Origin of the sequence: Microlunatus sp. Gsoil 973 (genome assembly GCF_009707365.1) — a bacterium.
GTDB lineage: Bacteria > Actinomycetota > Actinomycetes > Propionibacteriales > Propionibacteriaceae > Microlunatus.
In genome coordinates this window covers 4542200-4557491 of the sequence record NZ_CP046122.1, presented here as the reverse complement: position 1 = coordinate 4557491, position 15292 = coordinate 4542200, and the positions used below count along the sequence as shown (strand labels likewise).

Here is a 15292-nt window from a genome sequence, read left to right as displayed (position 1 = left end):
GCGGTACACGATAAACCCAGGTGCACCCGGCTGTGTTACTTTCCACGCGGGCCGGTGCGGGCCACAGGCACAGACAGAGATAGCGAGTTGAGATGGTGGAAAGAGTTTCGGGCGGCGTCCAGTCCGTCGAGCGTGCGTTCTACCTACTGGAGTTGCTCGCCGACAACGGGGACCTCTCGCTGACCGAGCTGTCGGCCTCCATCGAACTCCCCGCGCCCACCACCCACCGATTCCTCAAAACTCTCGTCTCGCTGGGTTATGTCCGCCAACTGTCGAACCGGCGCTACGGTCTCGGGCTGGGACTGGTGCGACTGGCCGGACGGGTCGATGCCCAGTTCGGACCCATCGCCAAGCCGCATCTGGACACCCTGGCCAAAGAGATCGGCGAATCGGCGAATCTCGCGGTACTCGATGGCGACAGAGTCGTCTACATCGCGCAATCGCCCTCACCGCACCCGATGCGGATGTTCACCGAGGTAGGGCACCGGGCGCACACCCACTCGACCGGTGTCGGCAAGGCGATCCTCGCGCAGTTGCCCGATGATCAGGTCGCGCGGATCGTCCAGAGAGCGGGCTTGCCCCCGGCCACCGATCGCACCATCACCGACGCGGGCAAGTTGCGGTCGGAATTGAATCGCATCCGGCGTGCGGGATATGCCACCGACAACGGCGAACAGGAGAACGGGGTCTGCTGCTACGCGGTGGCGGTTCCCGACGTCCCGATCTCAATGGCCATCTCCGTGTCGGGTCCGGCGTTCCGAATGACCAAGGAACTGGGCAAGGCGGCGGTGCCACTCCTGCACCGGGAGGCCAAGGCCATCTCCCAGGAACTGCTTGGCGTGCTGGAATAGGCCGTTGCGTCATCCGGTGATGGCGACGCGTCGGAACCGCTCGGCGTAGGCAACCGCGAGCATCCGGCCCGCCGATCGCATCGGTGGGGCGACGCGCCGTTCGAACAGCCAGGTACGGTCGCCGTTGGCTTCGCCGTTCTGGCTGTGATGGCACCAGATCGCATCCATCTTCACCTCGACGACCTCACTGACGTCTATGTAGCAGTCGGCATCCGACATGGCCGGATACCAAACCTCACCGACGGTATGTGGAGCCAGGCCTTCCTTTCCGAGTTCGGAATGGATCCGCGGCATCAGTGCCTCCGGATAGATGGCCTGCATCGTGGCCTCGCCGACAGCAAGATGATCACCGTGCAGCCAGTCGATCGGAGCCTCCGGGTGACGGCTGGGCATCCAGGTCAGCACCAGATCCGGCCGGACTCGCCGGATCTGGTGGACGATGTCGCGCTTCAACCCGACACTGACCTCGAGCTCGTCGTTGTGGTAGCCGAGGAACGTCACGTCGGACACCCCGAGCACGCCGGCAGCCGCCCGCTGCTCGTCGGCCCTGACCGCCGCCAGCTGTTCGTCGGTGACCGAGAGATCGACACCACCGCTGGCCCCGTCGGTGACGACCAGGTAGCTCACCGGAACACCTCGGTCCGTCAGCTTGGCGACCACCCCGCCGAACATCCACTCGGCGTCGTCGCAATGAGCGACCACGACCAGCGCAGACCCGATCTCGGTGAACAACATCCCTGTCTCCTCGCGATCACCGCCTCCTTGCGGGCACCAATCTCCTCGCAAAGGTGCTCTCCTCCTACACACTGCGTCGTCCCCGGAGCACAGCCGTGATCACTGTATGCCAATCGACCTGTCTGCCAATCGAACTGTCTGCCAATCGACCTGTCTGCCAATCGACCCTGTATGCCAATCGATTTGTGAAATCGCACCCATCGGACAGCAGCTGCGCCTCCGCGGTCCCCGGAATCGGCGCAATCCAACCCGACCCTTGACGTACCGGCAGCAGCCTCCTACCGTCTCTTCCAAGTCGATTTGCATGTCCGATGAACGTCAACGTGGACGACCCCTGGGGGAACTGATCATGACGGACAAGCTCAGCACTGTGACCCGCCGGGGTGTTCTCGTCGGAGCGGCAGGTCTGGCTGCCGGTACCATCGTCGGCCCGGCGACAGCCGCCGCCCACCATCAGAAGCCCGTTCACCGTCGGGACCCGGACCACCATCGCAAGCATCATCACGGCACGAGCCCGTTGTGGGAGGTCGCATGGAAGAACGGCATCGTCTATGCCGGTTCGATCTCCACCTGGATGTACGCCGACGATCCGGACTACGCCGCGCTGTTCCGGCGCGAGGTGGCGATGCTCTGGCCGGAGGATGACTTCCTCTGGTACCACCTGCGGCCGTCACCGACGTCCGGCCTGGACTTCACCTACCCCGACATGATCGTCGAGTTCGCCGAGGCGAACCGGCAGTTGATCATCGGCGCACCCGGTCTGGTCTGGGACGAGGGCTTCGGCGACGGCTGGACCGACGACGACCTGTGGGGCATGTCCGCCAGCGACGCCGAGACGGTGCTGTATTCGACGGTCGAGGCCATGGTGCACCGCTACCGCGGACGGGTCGCCGCCTGGATCGTCTGCAACGAGGTGACCGATCCCGAAGGTGATCATGGGCTCCGCACCGATGTGCCGTGGTACAACACCATCGGCCCGAGCTACGTGGCGGAGGCCTTCCATCGGGCACACCAGCAGGATCCGCACGCCATGCTGCTGATCAACGAGTTCGGCCTCGACACAGTCAACCAGTACGGTGATGAGCCGGTGCCGCGGCAACGAGCGTTGCTCGAGGTGATTGACACGTTGCTGGCCGACCGGGTGCCGCTGCACGGCCTGGGGATCGAGGCGCACCTGCTCGCCACCGACTTCGCCGATCGCTTCCACCGCAAGGAATTCCGCCGCTTCCTGCGGGAAGTGGCCGATCGGGGCCTGAAGATCCTGATCACCGAGATGGACGTGCTCGATGACGGTCTGCCGGCAGCGATCGGGCCGCGCGACCGCGGCGTCGCCGATGTCTACCAGCGCTTCCTGGACACCGTCCTGGAGGAGAAGGCGGTGATCTCGGTGACCCAGTACGGGCTCTCCGATCGCTGGACCGAGGAGAACGACGACAACCCGCGGGACGACGGCGTCCTCCGGCGACCCTGCCCGTACGACGATGATCTGCAGCCGAAACCGGCCTACACGGCCATCCGGAACGCCTTGGCCCGGGCGCCGCACCGCCGCCCGGAGTGGGCGCCGCCGAGGCCGCTCGGTCGCTGACCGTTACGGATCCCGCGCCTCGTCCGCACAGAATTCGGTCCAGGCCGCGTTGACCGCAGTGACGACCTGCCGGACGGGTGCCCGCTGGACAGCCGCCTGGTGAACCAGCCGACCGGCGGCGACCTGGAAGCTGGGATAGCCGGGTAACCGTGGACGAAGGAATCCGCGTCGTACCGTTTCCCGGGTGTCGCGGAAGAAGTCATTGGTGAGTCGGTTGACTTCGGGTGTAGTCCAGGCGTCGGCGGCGGCGGGCTGGCCGCCGGTGATCGCGTAGTCGGTGCTCTGGTAGCTGGTGCTGGTTATCCGTCGTAGGAAATCTGCGGCCGCCTCGGCATGGTCCGATCGGGCGGACACGGCGATGCCGACGCCGCCGAGAACCGTGCCGATCAGACGTCCGTCGGATGTCGGCGGTGCGGCGAACCTCAACCGATGGCGCACCGTCGGACGGCCGTAGGTGCAGTAACCGAAGACCAACGGCGCATAGCCGATCCGGTCGCCGGTCACCATACGGTCCAGCAGCCCGATCGGGTCCAGCGACAGCGACTCGCCATCGCAAAGCTCAAGGAGCCGGTAGGTCGCTGCGAGCGCAGCCTCGCCGACCACCGGATCGATGCCGTCCTCAGTCCACCAGGCTGGTCGCCCGTCGGGCTGCAACACGTCGTCGGGAGCGTACTGATGGCACAGGCTGAGCCAGCTGAGATAGAGATGCGTGGGGTTCGCCGCTATGGCGATCGACCGCCCGGCCGGCGATCGTGCCGCCCAGGCGGTCAGCTCGTCCCAGGTCCGCGGCAGGTCCGAGCCGATCAGGTCCGGCCGGTACGCGCAGACCTGCGCGGCGGCGTCGACGGGGAGCGCGTACTGATGTCCCTGCCAGCGGTAGCTCGCGTAGCTGGGACCGAGTGATCCGCGTCGACGGTCGGCGAGTGCCGCCGGGGACACCAGACCGGTCAGATCGCGCAGCGCCGGCCGTGGCCGACAGGAATCCCCGATCAACGGATGATCAACGGTGATCAGGTCGTACCGCCGGCCGAGCACGTCGATCGGTGTGTTCTCGAACTCCCGGAGCGGACGGGCATCCCATTCGACCCGGAGACCGACGGATCGGCCGAAGTGCTCTGCGGCGGCCCGCAGCGGGTCGACACCACGCGGATGATCCCAGGCCATTCCTCGGAGAGTGATCAACGATGCTGCACCAGCCGATTGATCAACTCTGGCTGGGCCTGCTGCAGACGCTGTGGTGGAAGATCGGCGGCGATCGCCTCGAGGTCGTCGATGACCATCCGGCCTATCTCCCACAGTCCTTCCTTGACCGAGCCCGCCCGGTGCGCGGACAGGACGGTGCCGGGCGCGGAGCGGATCGGATGATCGGCGGCCAGCGGCTCGTCGGGAAAGACGTCGATGCCCGCCCGGAACCGGCCGGACAGCAACAGGTCGGTCAGTGCGTCGAAATCGACAACATGGGCACGGCTGATCAAAATCAGTGTCGATCCTGGCCGGATCTGCTCAAGCATCTCCCGGGACAGGAGGGCACCGTTCTCCATCGTCGGCGACGCCAGGACGAAGATCACCTGCGAGCTGTTGAGCAGCTCGGGCAGGGTCAACGGTTGCACGCCCTGACTGCGCAGGAAGCCGTCGCTGAGCCAGGGGTCGTAGGCCGACAGCGAGCACCGGAACGGCGCCAACAACGGCCGCAGCGACCTGGCGAGGCTGCCGTATCCGATCATGCCGACCGGTTGCTCGTACAGCTGGACCGTCGTCTCGTTGCCGGCATGCAGCCACTTCTCGGCTCCGGCGCGCATCGCCGCATCGCCGTCGACGATCTCCCTGCCGACGGCAAGGGCCAGGCCGAGCGCCATCTCGGCCACCTGGGGGCCGAAGGCCGGCGCTGCGGACAGCACCCGGATCCCGCGGGCGAAGCAGCTCTGGTAGTCCAGGCCGGACGGGAAGGCTCCCGAGACGTCGATGATCGCCCGGAGCCCGGACGGGACGGGCCCGTAGCGCCACCCGGAGCAGATGACGGCTCGGGCGCTCGACAGCGCGTCCGTGGCCTCGTGGACGGGCATCGGCTCGTCCCTGCCCCAGATCACCTCAACGGTTCGGTCGAGTCGCTCCCGGTCGTCGGGCGAGAAGATCTCGTCCATCCGGCGAAAGTGCGGGTCGACGAGGACGGACGGCTTGTCGGTCACTGGTTCTCCTGTCGGGTCGGTGGTAGGGGCACGCCACGGTGGCTGGTCTCCAGGTGGGTCAGGTGCCACCGTCCGTGGTTGGCGGCGAGCAGGCCGTCGGTGGTGAAGGCGAGGTTGGTGGGATGGGCCAGGAGATGCGCACTGACGTCCTCGGCCACCGTGCGCACTGCGCCGGACGGATCGATCCGCAGGATGCGACTGGGCTGGTAGCAGCCGACGAACACCGATCCGTCGGTCGCGACGGCCAACCCGTCGGGATAGTCCTCCGGCAGCTCGGCCAGCACGGTTCGTTCCCCTGCCGACCCGTCGGCGCGGATCTCGATGGCCGACACCCGCTGGCCGAAGGTCTCGGCGACATAGAGCAGGCCGGCCGACTGGTCGAGCGCGAGCCCATTGGCGAAGTCGAAGGGGCCGGCATGCCACAGGTCTCCCGAGCCGTCCGGTCGGAAGCGCAGGATGCCCGGTCCGGGCTCGCGCATCTGCCAGCTGTCGGAGACGTAGAGCAGTCCGGAGGAGTCGAAGGCGGGATAGTTGGGGATCCGGAGCCGATGCCCCGGGACGCCCGTCGCGAAGCTGGTCAGCGACCCGGATCGGACCTCCAGCCGGTACACCGCCGCATGAGCAAGATCACAGATGAACAGGTCGCCGGTCGCGTCGAAGGCCATGCCCAGGCAGAACCCGTTGGTGGACGCGACGACCTCGCGTTCAGTCCCGTCCGGTGAGATGCGATAGATCTGACCCAGCTCTCCGCCGCACCAGACGAAGCCGTCCCGATCGACGGCCAATCCCTCGGGATGGGCCAGCCGCGGTTCGGTGATCATGCCGTCGGTGAATACGCGCACGTGATCATCTCCCCCAGTCATCTGCCGACGAACCGCGGTTGTCGCTTGTCGAGGAACGCGCTGATGCCCTCTGCCGCATCGGCGGTCGCGAAGAGGTCGAAGAGCACCTGGTGTTCTGCCGTCAGCCCCTCCTGCAGCGGCGTCCCGACCGCGGATCTGATCAACTGCTTGGCGGCGGCGACCGCCAGCGGCGGCTTCGCGGCGATGTCCTCGGCGAGCTCGATCGCCTTGTCCAGCAGGTCGGCAGCGGGATGGATCGCGGAGACGACACCGCGCTGCTGCAATTCCTCCGGGCCGAGGAACCGGCCGGTGACGACGGCCTCGGTCGCGAACCGGACTCCCGCGTCCCGGGTCAGCCGTTGCGTTCCGCCGCCTCCGGGCAGCAGACCGAGTTTCACCTCGGGCAGACCGAAGCGCGCCCGGTCCGCGGCGAGGATGAGATCGCAACACAGGGCGATTTCGAACCCACCGCCCAGCGCGTAGCCGTTGACGGCGGCGATGGTCAGCTGCGGCAGGGACTCCAGGGCACCGAACACCCGACGACTGAGCTGCTGGTAGTCGGCGAACTCTTCGGCCGTGACGCCGTGATACTCGCTGATGTCCGCGCCGGCGATGAAACCCTTCCCGGTTCCGGTGAGCACGAACACGCGGACCCGCTCGTCGGTGCGCAACACGTCCAGGTACTCTCCGAGTGCCCGGACGAGGTCACCGGAGAGAGCGCCGAGTGCCGCTTCGCGGTCGATCCGCAGCACGGCAAGCTGATCGCGTCGCTCCTCGACCAGGTGATCATGGATCCGGGTCACAGCGCGCCGGCCTTCTGGAGGGCTGTGAGCTCGGCGTCGTCGAGCACGGCAGCCAGGATGTCGTGGGTGTGTTCGCCAACGGTCGGCGGCCGCAATCGTTGCCGCCACGGGGTTTCGGACAGCGTGATCGGGCAACCCAGCAGACGCAGGGTGCGCCCGCCGGCATGTTCGACCTCGACGACGAGGTCCGATTCGTCGGTGATCAACTCGTCCATCGCCTGTTTCATGGTACGCACCGGTGCGGCCCATAGCCCGGCGGCCAGCATCGCCTGCAGCCAGTCATCGGTAGCACGCGTCGGCGTGGCCGCGTCCAGCCTCTGCTTGATCGCGTCACGGTCCAGCCAGGGATCCATCCCCGCCACCAGCCGATCATCGAAGACCTCCGCGACGACGCCGATATCGCCCATGGCCAGGGCGATCCAGCCGTCGGCCGTGCGGTAGATCCCGAACGGTGCGGACAGCCAGGGCTGCCCGACCCCGGCCGGGGATCGGCTGAAGTCGATGCCCAGGTTCGTCATCGCCGAGATCTCCTGGCACAGGATCGCCATCGTTGCATGGAAGAGATCGACTTCGACGCGTTGCCCGATGCCGTGCCGTGCCCTGGCCAGCAGAGCCGCGAGAATGCCGTTGGCCAGGGTCAGTGCCCCGGTCGCGTCACACATCGACGTGCCTGCCGCGGTGGGCGGGTCGGCGGCGGAGCCGGTGTTGGCGGCGAGGCCGGTCGCCGCCTGGATCAACAGGTCCTGGCCGGGCCGGTTCATCGCGGCGTACTTGGTGCGTTGCCCCCAGCCGGATCCGGAGCAGTAGACGATGTCCGGGCGAACCGCGCGGAAGTCGTCGTAGCCCAGACCCAGCCGATCCATCACTCCGGGTCGGAAGTTCTCGACCACGACGTCACAGGTCGCTGCCAGCTTGAGCAGTGCCTCGCGTGCACCGGCGGCCTTCAGGTCGATGGCCACCGACCGTTTGTTGCGGTTCATCGCGACGAACGCCGCGGAGTCGCCGTCGACCAGTTCGCCGGCGAATTCCAGGCTTCGTTCCCACTCGCCGACGACCGGCCGTTCGATCTTGATCACATCGGCGCCGAGGTCGGCGAGGATCTGGGTGGCGAACGGGCCCAACATCATCTGGGTGAAGTCGAGCACCCGGATTCCCTCGAGTGCCGCAGGGCGGTGATCAGCATCGGTCGTCATCAGTCCGCCCGTCCGGTCGGTCCCAGGATGGTCAGCCCGCCGTCCACCCGCAGACAGGTTCCGGTGATGAAGGATGCGTCGTCGCTGACCAGGAAGGCGGCGGCGGTCGCCACCTCGCCCGGTTGCCCGAAGCGGCCGAGCGCATGGGAGGAGTTCCAGCTCTCGATCAGCGCATCCGGGTCGGAGGCGCTGGCGAAGATGCGTTCGTTCATCGGCGTCATGATCGTTCCCGGAGCGAGGCAGTTGACCCGGATGCCTTCGGGCCCGTATTCCACCGCCGCCTGTTGGGTGAGCGCGATGATCGCGCCCTTGGTCGCCGCGTACGCCGCCCAGCCCGGCAGTCCTACCAGTGCCTGCACACTCGCCATGTTGACGATGCATCCCGTGGTGCGTCGCAGGTGGGGCAGGGCGTACTTCATGCCCAACCAGACACCGGTGAGGTTGGTGGCGAGCACACGCTGCCAGTCCTCCTCCGTGGTGTCCGCGACGGTCCCGCCGACGGCGATCCCAGCGTTGTTGACGATCGCGTCAATCCGGCCGAACCGGCCGGCTGCTTCGTCGACGAACCGCTGCACATCGGCGCTGCAGGAGACGTCGGCGGTCCAGGCGTGACCGCCGATCCGTTCTGCGACGGCACCGGCCTTGGCGCCGTCGATGTCGGCCAGGCAGACCGTCGCGCCCAGGGCGGCCAGCCGTTCGGCGATCGCCTCGCCGATCCCGGTTGCCGCACCGGTGACCAAGCAGACCTTCTCGTCAAGACTCATGCGGACTCCCGTACCTGGAGGTCACACGGCAGCACGGTGATCGTCCGCGCGCCGGTGCGCTCGCCGAGCATTCGCTTCAACAGAACCTGTCCCGTCATCCGGCCGGAATCGTAGGCGGGGTTGGCGATCGTGGTCAGCGCCGGGCTGACCAGTGAGGCGGCCTCGATGTCGTCGAAGCCGACCAGGGCGACATCCTCGGGTATCGAGCGCCCGAGTTCGGCCAATGCGTCCATGGCACCGATGGCCATCAGGTCGTTGCCGCAGAAGACGCCGTCGATCTTCGGGTCGATGGCGATCAGTCCCCGCATGGCATTCCGGCCACCGTCCCTGGTCCAATCGCCGTAGCCGACCAGCTTGCGCGATGCCCGTCGGCCCACCGACCGCAGGGCGCTGCGGTAGCCCTTGATCCGGTCGTTGTTCAGGTCCCTGCTGCCGGCGATCATGGCGATCCGGCTTGCGCCCCGGGACAGCAGGTGCCGGGTCGCATCCCACGCGCCCTGCTCACCGTCGGTCATCACCCGGTCGACGCTGGGATGGTCGATGCTCTCGCCCATACAGACGATCGGCACCCCGAGGTCGATCACCCGCTGCACCTCCGAGGTCGCCAGGTGATAGGAGGTCATCGCGATCCCGTCGACCCGACGGTCCAGCGCATCGTCGATGAAGTCCTGTTCACGATCCCGCAACCCGTCGGTGTTGCAGATGATCACCCGGTAGCCGTCGGCGTCCAGTGCGTCGGCGAGCCCTCGGGCCAATACCGTGTAGAACGGGTTGATCAGGTCAGGAATGATCAAGGACACCGTCATGGATCGTTGGCTGCGCAGGCTGCGGGCGACGCTGTTCGGCCGGTAGCCCACCTCCTTGACGGCGCGCCGGACCCGCTCCTGGGTTGATTCGGCGACCGGCCGGTTGCCGGTCAGCACATGTGACACGGTGGTCTCGCTGACTCCGGCATGTTCAGCGACCTGCTTGATCGTCACTCGGGCCATTCGTGGCTGTGTCGGCATCCGCGGCTCCTACCTCGACAGGTGAAGAATGCCGTACAGCGGCACGTTGTCCAGTCTGAGCCGGTAGGTCTGTCCGTCCACGGAGGTCAGGTCGGCACGGAAACCATCATCGGGGCTGAAGGCGGTGACCCGGGTGAAACCTTCGGGCAGGGTGACCTCCAGCCGGGCGTGATCGAGCACCGGAACAGTATCGGTCACCGGGTCGTAGTCGTAGCGGATCAGGTGGATGGCGGCATCTCCGTCCGGAAGCCGGGCGATCGTGTACGCCGCCTCGCTCAGCTCCGGACCGATGAGCTGCCGCTCGACCGCCTCCGCTACGTCGGCCGGCTGAGCGACCCGCTGCAGGGCCGGATGCTCGGTAATCTCCGGCCGGTCGGAACACAGGTCGTCGGCTGCGATCACCTGCGCTCCGCGATCCAGGGCCCGCACGACTGCTGCGGTCTGGCCGTCGGTCAGATAGCTGCAGCCGGGAAGGACGACCGTCGAGTACTGGTCGAGGGCGTCGGCGGTGATGTGATCATTGCCGAGGGTGTCGTCGGGGAAATAGACCACGTCGTAGACGTGGCCGGCGTCGCTCAACGCCTCCGCCGCGGTCCAGAACGGGCCGCGATCGGCGATCTGCCGGTTCTCCCGGTTGTCACCCGTGTCACCCATCAGATCCGGCGGGGCGACGCGACGGAAGGCGCTGCCCGCGCTGAAGATCACGGCCTGGCGGGAGTAGCTTGTTGTGGCGAACAGGTCTTCGTGGTCGGCGAGGAAGTTGCCGGCCTCGATGCACAGTTCGTCCGGTGCGTAGAAGGCGTCCTCGATCTCGCTGCCCATCCAGGACCCGTACGGCAGGCTCATGTTCACGCCCAGCGCTGCGGCCTCATAGATCGACATCCGGAACCGGTCGAATTCGCGTCCGGCCTGCAGCGCCTTCAACAGATCCGGAACGACGCCACCATAGGGATTCTCGACGACGACCACCGGCTTCTCGCCGCCGAAGCCGGCCGCGTGCCGATACCAGGCCGGTTGCCGATGGGTGGTGTTGCGCATCTCGGTGACGAGCACGTCGACCTTCTCACGCATCGGGTAGTAGTGCTCGAAGAGGTTGAAGAAGTTTCCGGTGATCTTGATCTGTCGACCCTGTTGGCGTGCATACTCCCGGGCGTAGTCGGCCAGCTCACCGAAGTAGGTGACGATGTTGCGGCGCTGGAAGCTCATGTAGGCATCGAAGAGCGGGGTCTGTTCGCGATTGGTGGTGAAGTCGTAGCCTCGGGACAAGAGCCACTCGCCGTAGTGGAAGGTCGTCAGGTCCTCATCGGTGAGTTCGGGTGGTCTGACGGGCGACTGCTGGAGGAACGTCCGGAAACCCTTCATGCAGGTGTGACAGAAGCAGCCGCCGTACTGTAGGGACGTGATCGGGGTCTCGGCCTCGTCGAACTGTATGCCGTCGACCCCGGCGTCGATCTGGGTCCGGATCACCCCCTTGAGGTATTCACGCCAGACCGGGTTGTTGCGTTCCATCATGATGTTGTAATGCTCCGCACCCGGCACCTCGATCCAGAGCGCGTGCAGCGGCTCGCCGTGGATGTTGCGCTGGGCGCACTCCTCCAACGGATCGATCACCGGCTGCCCGTCGGCATCGCGGATCCCGTCGGGGAAGTACGACTCGAAGGAGGCCCAGATCTTGGGGTACCGGTTCTGCCAGAACTCCCTGAGGCCGAGCCAGCCCGGCTTGCCTGCACCCCGGGTCTCGTTCATCGCCAGCACAGCAGACTCGTCGTCGTTGAGTTCTACCGGGAATTCCCAGGCATGCTCGAAGACGACTCCGAACACGGTGATGCCCCGCCGGCTGCATTCGGCGATGAACTCGGCATCGTTGAGGAAGCCGTAGAACCGGAACCTGGGTGGCACCTGGCCGTGCGCCTCCTCCTCCAGATACGGAAGCGACACCACGCCGCCGCCCAGCGCCGACCAGACCAACATGGTTGCCCGGTAGGCGCTGAGGTCGTCGATCATGGTCAGCCGCCGCGGAGGCAGACTCGGGTGATAGCAGTGCTGTCGCGGGAACCAGCCGTCGAAATACACTCCCCGTTCCACGGTCACCTCTCACTTGATCCCGGTCATCGCGATGCCGCTGACGAAGTAGCGCTGGAAGATCAGGAACACGATCAGCACTGGGATCGTCGCGATCACCGAGCCTGCCATCAACAGTGTCCAGGCCGTTTTGTGCGCGCCGATGAACAGCGCAAGTCCGAGGGACAACGTGTAGTGCTCCGGGCTGCTCATCACGATCAGCGGCCAGTAGAAGTCGTTCCAGAAGTAGCCGAAGGTGAAGATCGCGCTGGCCGCCAGGACCGGTTTGCACAACGGCATGACGATCGACCAGAAGATCCGGAACTCCGAGGCGCCCTCGACCCTGGCGGCATCGAGCAACTCATCGGGAATACTCAGCATGTACTGGCGGATCAGGAAGATACCGAACGCGCTCACCACCGCCGGGACGATCAACCCCGCGTAGGAGTCGAGCCAACCGTGTCCGCCCTGGCCGAGCGCATCGTTGCCACCGGCGAACGGAATGTGCTTCAGGATCAGGTAATTCGGGATGATCGTCATCTGGCCGGGCACCAGCAAGGTGGCCAGGAACAGACCGAAGATCCACTTACGGCCGGGGAACCGTCGTTTGGCGAAGGCGTAGGCCATCAGCGAATCGAGGAACAGTTGGGCCACCGTGGTCACCACCGCGACGAGGGTGGTGTTGGCCAGCCAGGTGCCGATGTGACCGCCGGTGCCGAAGAAGGATCTGTAGTTGCCCAACGTCGGGTTCCTCGGGATCCACTGGATCGGCCAGCTGAAGATGTCTCCCTCATGCTGGAACGAGGCGCTGACCATCCAGAAGAACGGCACGATGCAGATGATCGCCCCAGCGAGGAGGATCAGATACCGGACGACGAGCAGGATGACCTGTTGGGGCGTCACCCTCTTGTGCCGGCGATGCGCCGACGGGGTGCCGGGTCGGGCGGCGACCACAGGCCTCGGTCGGGTCAGCGCCATCAGCCGTTCCCTCCGGTGTCAGTGCGGTAGAAGCGCAGTTGCAGGATGGTGAACACGCCGAGCATCAGCATCAGCAACACCGATAGCGCCGACGCGTAGCCCATCTTGAAGAACTGGAACGCGGCCTGATAGATGAAGTACACGATCGTGTTGGTGCGGCCGATCGGGCCTCCGTTGGTCATGATGAAGATCTGGGTGAAGACCTGGAAGGAACCGATCACCGACGTGACCAGCAGGAAGAGTGTCGACGGTGCGAGCAGCGGGATGGTGATCCTGGTCAATTGCTGCCGGCTGTTGGCGCCGTCCACCCGAGCCGCCTCGTAATAGTGCTGCGGGATCGACTGCAACCCGGCCAGATAGATCACCATGGCGAACCCGAGATTGTTCCAGACCGCCATGATGATCACCGCCGGCATGGCAAGGTTCGGGTCGGACAGCCAGTTGATCGATTGGTCGATCAACCGGAGGCGCTCCAGGTAGTAGTTGAGGATCCCGTAGTCGCCGCTGTAGATGAACTTCCAGACGATCGACGAGACGACGATCGGCGTGATCACCGGCAGATAGAAGATCGCCCGGAAGATCGAGCGGCCCCAGATCCTGGCGTTGAGCATCAGGGCGATCAACAGCCCCGACGCCATGGTCAGCGGGATGGACGCCACGGTGAAGTAGGCGGTGTTGATCACCGCCTGGCCGAGGTCGGGATCGACGAATGCATCCCGGTAGTTCTGGAAGCCGACGAAAGGCTTGTACGGCTCGATGATCGACCAGGAGTGGAAGCTCAGGTAGAACGAGAATGCCAGTGCGAACAGGGTGAACACCGTGAAGAGGATCAGACCGGGCGACAGGAAGGCGTACGCACTCCATTCCCGCCTGGCCTGGTGCCGGAGCCGGTTGGACCGGCTCCTGGACACCGAGGTCCCAGCGGTAGGTACGGCCACGGTTACCCGCCGATCAGCTTGGTCGCGTACTTCTGCGTGTCCTGCATGGCCGCCTCAGCGGTCATCTTCCCGTAGACCACCTTGGTCAGATTCGAGTTCAGCCGGTCCTGGATCTGCCCCCACTGCGGGCTGTTCGTCGTGATGATCTTGCACGACATCATGTCCGCGAAGGACTTCAGCCATTCCTTGCCCTTGAAGCTGTTCGGATCGGTCAACAGGGACTTGATCGGCGGCAGTTCGGTGCTGTCGGCCTGACCGACGTTCCACGTCCGCAGGCTCTCCTTGCTCGACAGATACTGCAGCCACAGCCACGCGGCATCCTTGTTCTTGGACTGGTCGAACATCACCAGGCTGTCACCGGCGACCTGGGTAGCGCACTCCTTGTCCTGGGGCAGCGGCGCGGTCGCCCACTTGTCCCTGATCTTCGGTGCCTCACCGATCAGCGAGCCACCGAACCAGGAGCCGGCGATGTACATCGCCGCCTCGCCGTGCTCGAAGGCCACCCGCCCGTCGTAGGAGTTCGAGTTCAGGTACGCCGGCGGTGCGTACTTGGCCAGGCCGGTGTAGAAGCTCGCCCCGCGGATCGCCTCGGGCGAGTCGATCATCGCCTTCTTCCCGTCATCGGAGAGCAACTGGCCACCGGCGGAGGCGACGAACGGTTGGACGTAGTAGCCCGACTCCGGTCCGAAGATCGCGATGCCGTACTGCTTCTTGGACGGGTTGGTCAGCTTCTTCGCATCGGCCTCCATCTCGGCGAAGGTCTTCGGCGGGCCGCCGATCCCGGCCTGCTCGAACAGGTCCTTCCGGTAGAACAGCCCGGTGGTCTCCGCGTCGAACGGCAACCCGTACATCGAGCCGTTGTAGATCGCGTTCTCGGTGAAGTTGGCGACGTAGTCATCCTTCTTGACCACCGTGCTGCCGGCGATGTAGCTCTCCAGGTTCACCAGCGCGCCCTTGGACGCGAAATCCGAGACGCTTCCACCGTCCATGTAGGCGACATCGGGCGCCGTCCCTCCGGCCACCATGGTGACGAGCTTCTGCGCTTCCGAGTCGGCGGGGATGTTGTTGAACGTCACCGTGATGTTCGGATACTTCTTGTGGAACCCGGCGTAGAGCTTCTTCATCGTGGGCTGATCCCCCACCCAGGATGCGAAGCTGATCGTCACCTTCTGGGTCGGGGTGGAAACCTTGTGCGGCGTCGCTTTCCCCGCAGGAGTTGTCCCGGGCTTCGTGCCGACCGAACAGGCCGCCAGAGCCGTACACAGGGACAATGCGGAGACAGCAGCGGCGACCAACCGACGAGACGACTTTGTCACCATCTCAGGACCTCTTCCTGACCGGTCGAAACT

The 15292-nt window shown here is 65.7% G+C and carries 14 protein-coding genes; 2 read left to right on the top strand and 12 right to left on the bottom strand.

Features of this window, described 5'->3' with window-relative positions:
- Positions 1-92: 92 nt before the first annotated feature.
- Entirely contained in the window at positions 93-851 is a 759-nt protein-coding gene (locus GJV80_RS21380) for an IclR family transcriptional regulator (RefSeq protein WP_154689627.1), read from the top strand.
- 9 nt (positions 852-860) lie between these two features.
- On the opposite strand, the gene GJV80_RS21375 is transcribed toward GJV80_RS21380, so the two are convergent.
- Positions 861-1586: a PIG-L deacetylase family protein gene (locus GJV80_RS21375; protein ID WP_154689626.1), complete on the bottom strand. Its 726-nt coding sequence runs from the start codon at positions 1584-1586 to the stop codon at positions 861-863.
- A gap of 349 nt (positions 1587-1935) precedes the next feature.
- On the opposite strand from GJV80_RS21375, the gene GJV80_RS21370 reads away from it, so the two are divergent.
- The gene (locus tag GJV80_RS21370; RefSeq protein ID WP_195909060.1) at positions 1936-3171 is read left to right on the top strand and encodes an endo-1,4-beta-xylanase; all 1236 of its coding nucleotides are present in this window, start codon (positions 1936-1938) and stop codon (positions 3169-3171) included.
- Between the two features lie 3 nt (positions 3172-3174).
- Here the strand turns inward: GJV80_RS21370 and GJV80_RS21365 are convergent, their stop codons facing one another.
- Genes GJV80_RS21365 through GJV80_RS21315 form a run of 11 tightly spaced genes read right to left on the bottom strand, consistent with a single transcriptional unit; the run spans position 3175 to position 15067 of the window.
- Complete coding sequence (locus GJV80_RS21365) at positions 3175-4335, bottom strand: ABC transporter substrate-binding protein (protein ID WP_154689624.1); 1161 nt, start codon at positions 4333-4335, stop codon at positions 3175-3177.
- A gap of 14 nt (positions 4336-4349) precedes the next feature.
- The gene (locus GJV80_RS21360) at positions 4350-5357 is read right to left on the bottom strand and encodes an NAD(P)-dependent oxidoreductase (protein ID WP_154689623.1); all 1008 of its coding nucleotides are present in this window, start codon (positions 5355-5357) and stop codon (positions 4350-4352) included.
- Positions 5354-6199: an SMP-30/gluconolactonase/LRE family protein gene (locus GJV80_RS21355; RefSeq protein WP_195909059.1), complete on the bottom strand. Its 846-nt coding sequence runs from the start codon at positions 6197-6199 to the stop codon at positions 5354-5356. Before GJV80_RS21355 ends, GJV80_RS21360 begins: the two co-directional genes overlap by 4 nt.
- 17 nt (positions 6200-6216) lie before the next feature.
- Positions 6217-7002: an enoyl-CoA hydratase/isomerase family protein gene (locus tag GJV80_RS21350; protein WP_154689621.1), complete on the bottom strand. Its 786-nt coding sequence runs from the start codon at positions 7000-7002 to the stop codon at positions 6217-6219.
- Positions 6999-8195 carry a CaiB/BaiF CoA-transferase family protein gene (locus tag GJV80_RS21345; RefSeq protein ID WP_154689620.1) on the bottom strand — a complete coding sequence of 399 codons (1197 nt, stop codon included), beginning with the start codon at positions 8193-8195 and terminating at the stop codon, positions 6999-7001. The genes GJV80_RS21350 and GJV80_RS21345 overlap by 4 nt, the downstream gene beginning before the upstream one ends.
- Positions 8195-8959, bottom strand: a complete 765-nt coding sequence (locus GJV80_RS21340) for an SDR family NAD(P)-dependent oxidoreductase (RefSeq protein WP_154689619.1) — start codon at positions 8957-8959, stop codon at positions 8195-8197. Before GJV80_RS21340 ends, GJV80_RS21345 begins: the two co-directional genes overlap by 1 nt.
- Complete coding sequence (locus GJV80_RS21335; protein ID WP_154689618.1) at positions 8956-9966, bottom strand: LacI family DNA-binding transcriptional regulator; 1011 nt, start codon at positions 9964-9966, stop codon at positions 8956-8958. The genes GJV80_RS21340 and GJV80_RS21335 overlap by 4 nt, the downstream gene beginning before the upstream one ends.
- A 9-nt stretch (positions 9967-9975) precedes the next feature.
- Entirely contained in the window at positions 9976-12051 is a 2076-nt protein-coding gene (locus tag GJV80_RS21330; RefSeq protein WP_154689617.1) for a hypothetical protein, read from the bottom strand.
- Between the two features lie 9 nt (positions 12052-12060).
- A complete protein-coding gene (locus GJV80_RS21325; RefSeq protein WP_154689616.1) occupies positions 12061-13005 on the bottom strand; it encodes a carbohydrate ABC transporter permease in 945 nt (314 codons plus the stop codon).
- Entirely contained in the window at positions 13005-13916 is a 912-nt protein-coding gene (locus GJV80_RS21320; protein ID WP_154689615.1) for a carbohydrate ABC transporter permease, read from the bottom strand. The genes GJV80_RS21325 and GJV80_RS21320 overlap by 1 nt, the downstream gene beginning before the upstream one ends.
- A 29-nt stretch (positions 13917-13945) precedes the next feature.
- Entirely contained in the window at positions 13946-15067 is a 1122-nt protein-coding gene (locus tag GJV80_RS21315) for a sugar ABC transporter substrate-binding protein (RefSeq protein WP_195909058.1), read from the bottom strand.
- Positions 15068-15292 lie beyond the last annotated feature (225 nt).